This window comes from Pseudoalteromonas sp. HL-AS1 (assembly GCF_031198785.1).
Lineage (GTDB): Bacteria > Pseudomonadota > Gammaproteobacteria > Enterobacterales > Alteromonadaceae > Pseudoalteromonas > Pseudoalteromonas distincta.
The window spans coordinates 3,001,359-3,013,708 of record NZ_CP133569.1 but is presented as its reverse complement, the minus strand read 5'-3'; the positions used below and the strand labels follow the sequence as shown (position 1 = coordinate 3,013,708).

Below are 12,350 nucleotides of genomic sequence, written 5' to 3'. Positions count from 1 at the left end.
GGTTTTTTTGTGCTCGTATTTTGAGCCCTTTAAATCAATTTTAATATTTCAATGCTGGCTATTACTAACAACCAAAATACACGGGCCTGATTTAACCTATTAATTATTACAGGTACATCCTCGGGTGTAGGTAGTCTATCAGTACCAATACGCATTTTATTAAAGCGAGTTCCAAAATAAACAGCTGGTCCGCCCAGCTGCACGCCAAGCGATGCAGAACATGTGCTTAAGAGCCAGCCTGTATTTGTTTGATAAAAATGCCTGCCATAATGCTTTATATAATGCATGCTTTGTTTGCTTGCTCGACTTGCTGCAATAGTTAAAGCGAGTAAGCGCATGGGAATATATTCAATAATAAACAAGAGTGTTTTAAGCGGTTTTAAAAAGTAACTATTTGGGGGGATATCACTACGCCAGGCTTGTTGTATTAAGGTAAGTAACCGATAGGCAAGGGCAGCAATAGGACCAAATGCTAAAAATATAAATATGACTACGAAATAGTATCGAGCGGTGCGCAGTATTAAGCTCTCAATTAATGCTTTGATAATACCAGCAGATGAAAGTCTATTAACTTCACGGGCAAGCAGTGGTTTTAGTAATTCGCGTGCTGTGGATTTTTGATTTTGTTTAGTTAGCTTTGCAATGCGAAGTGCTTTTTTATCAATGCTATTACTTTCTAAGCATAAATATAAAATAAGGCCAGCGAGTAATTCAGGATAAAAAGCAAACTCGAGTAGTAACACTACAATAATGAGAATAACACTTAAAATAAGTGAGCTTGCGAGGATAGCTGCCAAATATTGATAGCTTTTAGGTTCTTTGCTTTTGTATATACGTTTGCCAATAGCACTAAAAACAGCATTTAACGCCGTATTAGGATGATACCAGCTAATAAGGGGAATAAAGCGCTCAGCAAGGAGCGCTAGTATAAAGGCAATAAAGTCCAAGTGATTTTGAACAATATTGCTAAGCATTTACAGAGATACTGCTGTAAGCTTTTCTAAAAGTGCAACAACCATTTTAGATGAGTTGATTGATGCTGTTTCTAGGTATTCTTCAAATGATTGTGGTGACTCTTTACCAGCAATATCAGACATTGAGCGAATTACAACAAATGGTGTGTTTAGCGTAAAACACGTTTGTGCAATTGAAGCGCCTTCCATTTCAACAGCAAGCATTGTAGGAAAATCACGACGTGCTTTATCAATGCGTATAGGGTCACACATAAATGTGTCACCAGTACAAATTAAGCCAACGAGTGTTTTAACATCACTGATTTGTTCGATAGTTTGCTGTGCTGCTTCAACTAATTTAGGGTGTGCTGCAAAGCCTGCCGGCATTTGTGGTACTTGGCCAATTTCGTAGCCAAAAGCAGTTACGTCTACATCGTGGTGACGTACTTCTGACGAAATTACTACATCGCCTACACTAAGAGAAGGATCGAATCCACCGGCTGAGCCTGTGTTAATTATGCAATCAGGTTTGAAGTTATCGATCAGTAAGGTAGTTGCAATAGTTGATGCGACTTTACCAATACCAGATTGAACAAGTGTCACCGTGTTACCAGCCAACTCGCCAGTATAAAAAGTGAAACCTGCTTTAGTTAAAATTTGTGGGTTTTGCATAGCTTCACGTAAAATTTTAACTTCTGGCTCCATTGCGCCAATAATACCAACATTCATAAAGTTTAATTCCTGAGTTTGAATCACTTGATTATACGTGAAGTTAGCAATAAAAAACAAAAAAGCGAGCTTGTTTATGAGCTCGCTTTAAATACTTTTTAGGAGAGTATTTAATTCGTTTTTTAAATTTCAGCTAACGCCGTGGTTTGCGCTTTAGCCTGAGAAGGTGAAAGTACCGCTGGCTTATGTGAGCGATTACGAACAGGGCGCTGAGTTTGTGTTGCTGCAGGCTTACCAAGTTTAAACATAATTGCATCGCGTACTTCAGAAGGGCGGTAGCCCGATTTAACTTTCATACGAATATGTGGAATGCCCGCAGACTCTAGTGCACCGTTTACAAACCAGTCGCGTTGAGCTTTGTGGCCATCTTTGTTGGCATTGTTAACTAGGTCAACAGCAGCAATGATTGTTAGTTTTTCTTTATCGATTAATACAAAGTCGAGTTGCTTATTTTTAGCTTTAGCTAAAGCAGCACGTTTAGACTTTACTGAAAGGCCTTGCTTACAGTCAATAACGTCGATTAACTTAACGCGACTAACAATTTTATATTGATCGCCAACAGCACGCTCTAGAAGATTTAAAAAAGCGCCTTCAACCTGCGTAAAAACAGTTTGCTTGCGAGTAAAAGGATACGGGTTTCCGCCATCGTCATTAAATTTTGACGCAACAACAGAGGCCCCGACAACTAATACTAGGATTAATAATAAAGCGAATTCCATACGGTAACTCCATAACAACAAATTGACACTGCTCAAACAAAGCAATTTACGTGCCTAAAAAGTATGGGTTATAAAATAATTACCGGCTGGTTTACAAGCAATAGCTACACAGCGATTAAGCTTTGTAGCCTCCTTTAATACCTTTTACTGCAATAGCTACAGCATCGTGTGCATGCAGTGACTCATAGTGGTTTATTTGCAGCCAATAATCACTGTAATGGTTTGCCTCTAGCAATGCTTTAATTTTACGCGCTGCATCTTCACAAAACATAAGGTTTTGACCATTCAAACGGGCAAATTCTTGCTCATCTTCACGTTTTACTGCTGCTTGTACTGGTGTTTTAAGCTCAGCTTCAAGAGTGTTAATTAGCGTAACTACGTCAAATTCTTGAATGTTGCTATCAAGCTTTACTTTTACGTTGGCAATAGAGCGCTGCGAGTGGGGAGTCGCTACAATACCTTGTGTAGTGCCTAGCCATTCGTGCACATCTTTTTGGCTCAACGTTTCTTGGTTAAACTTTTCGTTAAACGCGTTTTGTATAAGCTGGCGCGCAAGTGCAGCAGAGCATGGGCACGTTGAAGAATAAGTAACATCTACGGTTAGCTCGTAGCTAATAACGTTATTTTCAATTGTACTGGTAAGTACAACTGGGTAGCTTTTCCAGCCCGCTTTGCCACTTAATAGTGACTTACGGCGTAGCGGTAATTCAAATTTAAATTCAATTTGTGCTTTATCGCTCAACCCTTCGTGGCTAGTTATAAAGGTATCGAGTGCCTGCGCTATTGTTTGCGGATTGACTTGCTGCTCGGTTGAAAGCAGGTCAAGTGCCAAAAATAGACGTGACATATGAATGCCTTTGGCATCTTCTTTATGTAAATTTACAAATGCACGAGCTTTGGTGTTTACTGTAACTGGAGATAAGTCTCGGGATTCAAAAATAAATGGCAGTTCTATTTCGCCCATGCCAACCCAGTCTAATTTACCTGTTTGTAAAGCGGGTGCAGTGTCTGCTATATCTGGCATATTGGTTTGCATGTGCGCTACTCGTATTTTGGGGATAATAAAGCGGGGCATTTTACACTAAATAATTTATTGCTGAAATGATGAGTTTAATAGATGAGCTAAATCAAACATGAAAAATTCTGTTTTTATCGCACAACGTGAGTAGTGGTAGGAGAAAAATGCTAAAATCTGGGAAAATGGTATGTTTATACATACGCATTGCCTTCTTTATATTAAGTACACAGCTAAGAGATAAAATTACGTATGACCGATTATTCTTTGAGCCCTTGGGCTCGGGTACTTTCCAGCTCAATAACGCGATTTGGTGAATTTAAAACCGCTGCTATTTGTTACACTTTATTTTTAACTGTATCTCTTATTTTATCGAGCATGTTTTATTATGTGGCGATAGGCGAATTACACCTGGTTGATATTTTAGCCGTGGTGTTTTTTACGGCTGTGGTTTCTCCTTTAATTATAAGTGTGTTGCTTAATTCAATTCGACAACTAGATGCCTCATATGCTTATTTAGATAGCGCCACCAAACAAGAAAAGCTTTTAAATCAAACCCTAAAAGATAACATTAACCGTCTAAATATCGAAATTGATGAGCGTAAAATGGCATTTCATGCCAAGCACCGCGCTATCGAAGAACTACGACGAGAAATTGCTGAGCGTAAAAAAACACAACAAGAACTTGCTCAACAAAGCATGCTGCAGCGCTCAATAGTTGATTCATCTCCTGATTTATTTTATTACCGCGATAACAATGGCGTGTTTGCTGGTTGTAATAAAATGTTTGAAGAAGTAATGGGCAAATCAAGTAGCGAACTAATTGGCAAAACGGTTGAGCAGATATTCCCGAGTCACTTTTTATCTGAAGTTTTGAAAACCGATAAAGAAGTAGAGCAAAGCCATAAAGCACTGACCATTGATGTCGGTTATGAAGTAAATGGCGAAACGCGTTGGTTTGAGCTGCGTAAATTACCTTTTATAAATGATGAAGGTGATTACATTGGTCTACTGGGTTTTGGTCGTGATATCACAAGTCGTAAGGAGGCCGCTCAAGCGCTCGAAACGGCCTATAAAGACAAAGGTAAGTTTATTGCCACATTAAGCCATGAACTACGTACACCGCTCAATGGTATTGTTGGTTTAACACGAATGCTGCTTGATACTGACTTAAACAAACAGCAGCGTAGTTGGGGTAATACTATATTTTCGAGCGCTGAAACGCTCGGCAATATTTTTAACGATATTATTGATTTAGATAAAATAGATAGAGATCAGCTCGATATAGCGACCAACTCTATTAATGTGTCAGACTTTATAAACGATGTAGTTAACTTTGCGGGTTTAATAGCAGAGCAAAAAGAACTTGAGTTTGATATTAAGCGCAATGGCATGCTTGATATTTATGCACAGCTCGATCCGACTCGTTTACGCCAAGTTGTTTGGAACTTAATTAATAACGCTGTTAAGTTTACTCAACAGGGTAAAGTAACACTCGAATGTAGCCGAGAAAATCGTGTAGAAGGCCCATGGTTAGTTATTAAAGTGTCGGATACAGGTCAAGGTATTCCGCCTGAGCAGCTTGCTCATATATTTGATATGTATTACAAAGCGCCGGATTTAAAAGGTACTAATGCCATAGGCTCTGGTATTGGTTTAGCTGTAACTAAGGCACTTGTAAGTGCAATGAAAGGGATAATTACAGTAAATAGTACTGAAGGCGAAGGAAGCTGCTTTACAGTGCAAATACCACTTAGTTTATGCGTAGCACCTACCGAGCAAAGTTATGTTGGCCGAGGTTTGTATATTCTACTAGTAGAAGATGTGCCTCTTAATGCTGAGATTGCTACAAACTTATTAGAGCAACGCGGGCATGAGGTGTTATGGGCTGAAACCGGTGAAGATGCACTCTCGTTTGTCGAAACCGAAGATGACTTAGATTTAGTACTACTTGATATGCAATTGCCAGATATAAACGGTGACGAGGTTGCTAAACAAATACGCTCAGATAGCCACTTTGATAAGCTCCCAATAGTTGCTTTAACTGCCAATGTACGCAGTGCTGAAAAAGAGCTTGAAGGTATTTCAATACAAGGTGCGTTGGCTAAACCAATTAACACAGTGAAGCTTGATAAAATGCTGGCTGATTTATTTGGTATTAAGCAAAGTGAATGCACAGAGCCACAGTTAAAAGTCAGTGAAGAAGCGCTTGAGAGTATTGATGCACACTTATTAGATATTGAAACAATAGAAGACTTTGTAAATTCGATGGGCTTAGTTGTGTTTAGACGCAGTAGTCAGCTATTCGAAAAGCTAAGTCCGCAGTATCAGCAAGAGTTACTTACTTCATTAACTGCCGGCGATAGAGAAGAATATGAATCAGTAGCGCATAAGCTTAAAGGTGCGGCTGGCTCCGTCGGTCTTAATGATGTGCAGCTTCATGCCAAAATAATGGAACATGGTGCGATTGATGAATCTGATGAAGTGTTAAAGCAGTGGTTAGATGTTCTAGCAGATAAAATAAATGAAGGACAAAAAGCCCTTCATTTATTTTTACAACAATTAGAGTAAAGCTAATTTACTCTAATTAAGCGTCAATTTTACCGATAAAGCGGTAACCTTCACCATGGATGGTGCTGATTAACTCAGACGTTGAGTTATCACTTTCAAAATGCTTACGAATGCGACGAATAGTAACGTCAACAGTACGGTCATTAGCACGAAGCTCACGGCCCGTCATATGCTTAATTAATTGCTCACGGCTGAAAATACGACCTGGAGAATCAAGCATTAAACGAAGTGCTCTGTACTCACCTTTTGGTAAACGTTTAGCGTCGCCATTTGGAGAAGTAAGACAGCGGCTGTTTTCATCAAGTTCCCAACCATTAAATGTAATAACACCATTTGTTTCTAGTGCTGACTCTTCACCGCCTAAAGCAGTACGAGTAATTAGGTTGCGAGCTCTAATAGTTAATTCACGCGGGTTGAATGGCTTAGTAACATAGTCATCTGCACCAATTTCAAGACCTAAAATACGGTCAACATCGTTGTCGCGACCAGTTAGGAATATAAGGCCTACTTTACGTTTTTGGCGTAATTCACGGGCTAAAATAAGACCGTTTTTACCAGGAAGGTTGATATCCATAACTACAAGATTAACGTCATCGTTATTTGTAAGCTTGTCATGCATATCATCGCCATCAATGGCTTCAATAACTTTGTACCCTTCAGCTTCAAATAAACTAACTAGGTTCAGTCGAGTTACGTCTTCATCTTCTACGATTAGAATGACTGGCGTTTGCATTATTAATTAACCTTTTGGAATATTTTATTTATAAAAAACCGGTGATGAACTTATAACCGATTACTAGAGATTATAGGATTATACCCATTTGTTAACAAGGAAAAAACAAATTGGATAAAAATAAAACAGCAGGGTGTCCAAAGTCTAATAAAAAGGGCCGTGCAAAAACTACTGTTTAATTGATATATACGTAGATGTAGTCATTTGAATCATAAAGTCGAAGCCATTTTCCTTTAATAATTGAAACATCATTCAATCAAACAAGGAACTTAAAATAATCAGACAAATTCAAAGCAAAACTATATCACTTTCTAACCTTTCATCAATGTATGTGATACAGCAAAGATAAAAAAGTTCATAAATCGCTTGGTAATACTTATTTAATGCAATTAAATAACGTTACACGCTTATCACATGCCTCATTAATGAGGTCATTAAATGCTAATTCAAGGATAAATTTTAAATATATGCACTTTTTAATGATCTTTATTTAAGGAATAGTAATTATAAAGCGAGCACCGTGTTTTTCTTCAAGATCAAACATAATTCTTCCACCAAGTGCCTGTGTTACTAGGTTGTATACCAAGTGCATCCCTAAGCCGCTTGCGCCTTGTCCACGCTTTGAAGTTACAAAGGGGTCAAAAATTCTATTTTTAATGTTTTTATCAACGCCTTGGCCATTGTCAGAATAAACGATTGTTAATTTCTTCCCTACCAGCTCTACGTCAAAGCGAATTTCGTTGTTTTCTTTACCTATAAATCCATGAATTACAGAGTTCATAAGTAACTGTTGAAACACCTGCTGTAGAGGTTCTGACTTACTATGAATAGCTAAATCGGTTGGGCAGTTAATAGTAACAATAGGCTTTTTAGACAGTAACTCAGATTGAATTGATGTTAAAACGTCAGTTATTAATGTATGTACATTAATATAGGTATTAACACCGTCGTCTTGGATTACGGCTACTTTTTTAAAGTTGGATATAAGGTCTGCGGCGCGATTTAGATTACGATAGATTAAGTCTAAGTTTTCTATGCCTTCATCTATAAAGCGTTTTAGGTGGCTTGAAGTCAGTTTTTTATCATTAAAGCTTTGTTGTATATCTGCTAATTTATCGCGAAGTAAGGTTGAGCCTGTAATCCCAAGCCCTATTGGTGTATTAACTTCATGTGCAACACCTGCCACCATTTGCCCTAAAGACGCCATTTTTTCGTTTTCAACAATTTGTGTTTGATACTGGTGCATTCGCTCAAGAGTTGACAAAAGCTCTTGATTTGCTTCTCTGAGAGCGATTGTTCTGTGGTTTACTTTTTCTTCAAGGTTTTGGTTTAGCTGTTTTATTTCCTGTTTATCTTTTTCGTGGCGCTCAAGTTGCCTTTTTGTGCGTGCAAGCATGATATTTAAGCTATTTGAAAGAGCGGTTATTTCTTTTACATCAGTTACTGGCGCTCGCGCATCGTAGTTATGATTTTTAGATACATCTTGCAATAACATACTTAATTGTTCTATCGGTTTGGCTATTCGTCGTTGAACTTTTGTTGCGATAAAGTACACAACCATTAATATTAATAGAGTGAGTAATACATCAATAAATATTTTTTGTTCTATATATGCTTCTAAGCTCTCTAGGCTGCCACGCATATAAACATAGCCAATGAGTTTTTCATTATTATAAATAGGGCGAGTTAGCTCTATATGTGCACTCGTAATACGTGGTGTGGCTAGCTCATCGACACTGTCTGTTTTTAGTGGAACTGGAGGCGTTTTTTTTGCATTAAAGCTAATAAAAAAAGCAGGTTTTTGAGATGTTTTTTCTATTGAGTAAATATGTATGTTTTTTACAAGAGGGATATTTTCAAAGGACTTGAGGCGTTTCTCTTCTGTTTTTCTATCATCTTCAGCTACTGATTTACCCGCATCAAAAGCTACAATTTCAGAAAGTATAACGAGTTTATTAATAATTAATTGCTTTTGCTCTTTAACACTCAAGTACGTTGAAATAGAAATAGATAGCGATAAACAAATAGCTGTAATAAGCATAATTAAATTTATGAGTGCTTTACGAATGCTACTTTGATGAACTTTTTTAGGCATTATTTCATTATCGCCTGAATTAATTTTAATTATTTAGAATTTTAGTTTAGCAAATAAGAAGGAAAGTGAAGGGTAAAAACTAAATTAATTCTTATATTTATTCGAATGTTAGATTAAGCACGTTTGTGCTCAATCATTGTATAGAGTTAAATTAGCTACTGTACACAGCAAATTTATTGTTTTTAAAAACGGTTTGATAGCTTTCAAATTGCGTTTCTAAAATAGGTGGGTATTTTAAAAAGCTGTTAGCGACGATATTTAGCTTTCCAACTTTAGTTAAATGCTGTTTTGCATTTGCTAAAAATGTTTCTGCTACTGTGTAGTCGGTTGCAATACCAGTATGAAAAGGTGGATTACTAATAATTAAATCAAATTTACCGGTGATACTTTTAAGGCCGTCGCTTAATATAGCTTCGCCTTTGATGTTGTTAAGCTTTAAAGTTTGCTCTGTTGCATAAGTTGCCAGTGCACTTACATCACTACACACAAACTCAAGAGATGGGTTGTGTAGCCCTAAAAAGGTCGCGATTAAGCCAGCACCACAACCAAAGTCGAGAACCCTACCTTGCTTAATTTTTGGTGCGTTTTCGAGTAGAACTTTCGTTCCTATATCTAAACTACCGTGATTAAACACTCCAGGAATACTGATCGCTGTAAACTCGGTGTCGGCAACATTAACGACAAACTTTTTATGATAAGTCGTAATATCAAAGTGAGGGTGTTTAGAAATTTCAGCAAATGAATAAAGCACGCAATGCTTAGCCGAATCAATCTTGTTACTAAACTCAGCTTTACCCGCTAATTGCTTTTCAATTGATTTAACACCACTTTTGTTTTCACCAACAACTAATAGCTCGGCATCATCAGTAATAGCAGAACGGATATTATCAAGTGCCATTAGTAATTCTGGTTTAGATTTAGGGTAGTAAAGAATAACTAAATCGTAGCCGCTACCAGGTATTGTGTGATTTACATGGATATCAACGTCTTTGGTGTTTTTAGCAAACTCGCCGTTAGCATGGTTATAGCTAAACGCAGTTACCTTGCTTTGCGGGTTAAGTTTTTTAAGCTCTGCTAAAAAGCCATCTTGAACAAAGTTGACCACCAAGATAGATTTGCCCGTTAGTGCCTCGCTATTACGAAGTAACAGTAAACTTGGGTTGGTTAGTACGCTCATAAATGGCTTTGCCTTACAGTATGTTTAGTTTTATAAAAGTAAAAATGAGTGCTTAAAGTTACTAATTACTCAGTACGTTCAAACATTAGATCCCACACGCCATGACCTAGGCGATGTCCGCGCTGCTCAAACTTAGTAAGCGGGCGCAAATCTGGACGTGGAACATAATCGTTTGTTTGAGATTGGTTTTTAAAACCAGGGGCTACGTTCATAACTTCGAGCATATGCTCTGCGTAGTTTTCCCAATCTGTTGCCATATGAAAAACGCCACCCATTTTAAGTTGGGTTCTTAGTTTTTCAACAAACTCAGTTTGTACAATACGGCGTTTATGATGACGCTTTTTATGCCAAGGATCAGGGAAAAACAACTGTAGTGTTGTTAAGCTTTCGTCAGGTATACAGTCTGCAAGTACTTCAATTGCATCGTGTTCAAAAATACGTAAGTTTGTAATGCCCGCTTCATCAGCATCCATTAAACACGCACCAACGCCTGGGCGGTGCACTTCAATACCAATAAAGTTTAGGTGAGGGGCATTTGTTGCCATTTCGACAAGCGATTTACCCATACCAAAACCAATTTCTACTACTACATCGTTGTTGTTGCCAAAAACTTCGCTTAAATCAAGCATCCCGTTTTTATGCTCTAGGCCCATTGTTGGCCAGCATTTTTCGATTGCAGCGGCTTGGCCTTTGGTTAATCGACCTTCGCGTTTTACAAAACTGCGAATGGTGCGGATGTATTTACCTTCTTGCTTAGCTTGCTCAAGGTTAGTGTTGCTTGATTCACTCATATTATTGGCCTGACAAAAACAATGTGTTTAAAAATGGTTGCATATTATCCCTGACGAAGCCGGCAATCACAAGTATTAGCTGGTTTTACAGCGCCTATAGCTTGATCTTTTTATTAACTACAATAGACTGAGCCGCCATTGAGCATCAGTAAAAGTAAAATATGTTGGATTTAAATAAAGAACAGTCAAATTGGTTTTCTAACCAAGTTGTTGATTGGTATCACCTTCATGGGCGTAAAACACTTCCGTGGCAGCTAGGTAAAACTCCTTATAAAGTGTGGGTATCTGAGGTGATGCTGCAGCAAACTCAAGTTATTACTGTTATCCCATATTTTGAAAAATTTATGCAAAGCTTTCCAGATATTATTGCTTTAGCTGATGCGGATGAAGATTTGGTACTGCACCACTGGACTGGCTTAGGGTATTACGCCCGTGCACGTAACTTACACAAAACAGCTAAAATAGTGCGTGATAAATACCAAGGTGAGTTTCCTCAAACACTTGATGAAGTAATGGATTTACCTGGAATAGGGCGCTCTACTGCCGGGGCTGTTTTGTCATTATCGCTTGGGCAGCATCATCCAATTTTAGATGGAAATGTTAAGCGAGTATTAGCACGCTACTTTATGATTGAAGGTTGGTACGGCGTTAAAAAGGTAGAAAACCAACTTTGGCATTTATCAGAGCAATTAACGCCTAATAATAATGTTACCGAATTTAATCAAGCGATGATGGATTTAGGTGCGAGTGTTTGCTCACGCAGTCGTTTTGATTGTGGGGCTTGCCCATTAAACTCAGGCTGTGGTGCTTTTAATACAGGTAAAGTAAAAGAGTTTCCACATTCTAAACCTAAAAAAGCAGTTCCTAAAAAGAGTTGTCATCAGTTAATTATTCAGTGTGGTGATAAAGTGCTTATGGAAAAACGTCCTAACAGCGGTATTTGGGGCGGATTGTTTGGCTTTTTTGAATTTAATGAGTACGAAGAGCTTCAAATGTTTTTAGCTCAGCAAGGCCTAGAGGCTAGTTTAGTAGAGCTTGAAGCGTTTATTCATGTGTTTTCACATTTTGAGCTGAGGATTAACCCGCATGTGCTCAATGTTAAGAAAACTCCTGATGTGGTAAACGATAAGCAATTAATCTGGTATCCGCTCGATCAATCAATAGAGGTTGGCCTAGCAGCACCAACTAAAAAGTTGGTTAAACAAATTACAGCAATAGTATAGAATAGCCCCATATTTAGCGTTAGAGAGAATCAATCATGGCACGTACAGTATTTTGTCAAAAGTTACAAAAAGAAGCCGAAGGGCTTGGCTTTCAGTTATACCCTGGTGAAATTGGTGAAAAGATTTTTAATAACATCTCTAAAGAAGCGTGGGCTCAGTGGCAACATAAACAAACAATGCTTATTAACGAAAAGCATTTAAATATGATGGACCCAGAACACCGCACATTTTTAGAAGAGCAAATGGTTGGTTTTTTGTTTGAAAATAAAGATGTAGAAATTGAAGGTTATCGACCGCCTGAAAAGTAATGTTTTAAATAAAAAAAGGGCTATTAAGCCCTAATG

General features: G+C 37.9%; 11 protein-coding genes. 3 read left to right on the top strand and 8 right to left on the bottom strand.

Annotated features, from left to right (window positions below; genetic code table 11):
- Positions 1-29: 29 nt before the first annotated feature.
- The 4 genes from RB214_RS13960 to folE2 all read right to left on the bottom strand — a co-directional run bounded on the left by RB214_RS13960 (position 30) and on the right by folE2 (position 3,437).
- Positions 30-974 (bottom strand): regulatory signaling modulator protein AmpE, encoded by a 945-nt coding sequence (locus RB214_RS13960; RefSeq protein ID WP_309167594.1) that lies wholly within the window; start codon positions 972-974, stop codon positions 30-32.
- On the bottom strand, positions 975-1,682 hold the full coding sequence (mtnN, locus tag RB214_RS13955) for a 5'-methylthioadenosine/S-adenosylhomocysteine nucleosidase (protein WP_309167593.1): 708 nt from the start codon (positions 1,680-1,682) through the stop codon (positions 975-977). It lies immediately after the preceding gene.
- Positions 1,683-1,804: 122 nt separating this feature from the next.
- On the bottom strand, positions 1,805-2,401 hold the full coding sequence (locus RB214_RS13950) for a DUF2726 domain-containing protein (protein WP_002962552.1): 597 nt from the start codon (positions 2,399-2,401) through the stop codon (positions 1,805-1,807).
- Positions 2,402-2,516: 115 nt separating this feature from the next.
- On the bottom strand, positions 2,517-3,437 hold the full coding sequence (folE2, locus tag RB214_RS13945; RefSeq protein ID WP_309167592.1) for a GTP cyclohydrolase FolE2: 921 nt from the start codon (positions 3,435-3,437) through the stop codon (positions 2,517-2,519).
- A 231-nt stretch (positions 3,438-3,668) separates the two neighbouring features.
- On the opposite strand from folE2, the gene arcB reads away from it, so the two are divergent.
- A complete protein-coding gene (gene arcB / locus RB214_RS13940; RefSeq protein WP_309167590.1) occupies positions 3,669-5,987 on the top strand; it encodes an aerobic respiration two-component sensor histidine kinase ArcB in 2,319 nt (772 codons plus the stop codon).
- A gap of 16 nt (positions 5,988-6,003) precedes the next feature.
- Here the strand turns inward: arcB and arcA are convergent, their stop codons facing one another.
- From arcA to trmB, 4 genes are all read right to left on the bottom strand, one after another.
- Positions 6,004-6,720: a two-component system response regulator ArcA gene (gene arcA / locus RB214_RS13935; protein WP_002962549.1), complete on the bottom strand. Its 717-nt coding sequence runs from the start codon at positions 6,718-6,720 to the stop codon at positions 6,004-6,006.
- A 490-nt stretch (positions 6,721-7,210) separates the two neighbouring features.
- Positions 7,211-8,815, bottom strand: a complete 1,605-nt coding sequence (locus RB214_RS13930; protein WP_309167587.1) for an ATP-binding protein — start codon at positions 8,813-8,815, stop codon at positions 7,211-7,213.
- Between the two features lie 151 nt (positions 8,816-8,966).
- Positions 8,967-9,992 (bottom strand): methyltransferase, encoded by a 1,026-nt coding sequence (locus tag RB214_RS13925; RefSeq protein ID WP_309167585.1) that lies wholly within the window; start codon positions 9,990-9,992, stop codon positions 8,967-8,969.
- Between the two features lie 65 nt (positions 9,993-10,057).
- Positions 10,058-10,783 (bottom strand): tRNA (guanosine(46)-N7)-methyltransferase TrmB, encoded by a 726-nt coding sequence (gene trmB, locus RB214_RS13920; protein WP_309167584.1) that lies wholly within the window; start codon positions 10,781-10,783, stop codon positions 10,058-10,060.
- A gap of 161 nt (positions 10,784-10,944) precedes the next feature.
- On the opposite strand from trmB, the gene mutY reads away from it, so the two are divergent.
- Positions 10,945-12,006 (top strand): A/G-specific adenine glycosylase, encoded by a 1,062-nt coding sequence (gene mutY, locus RB214_RS13915; RefSeq protein WP_309167583.1) that lies wholly within the window; start codon positions 10,945-10,947, stop codon positions 12,004-12,006.
- Between the two features lie 35 nt (positions 12,007-12,041).
- Positions 12,042-12,314, top strand: a complete 273-nt coding sequence (locus RB214_RS13910; RefSeq protein ID WP_002962543.1) for an oxidative damage protection protein — start codon at positions 12,042-12,044, stop codon at positions 12,312-12,314.
- The last annotated feature ends 36 nt before the right edge of the window (positions 12,315-12,350 follow it).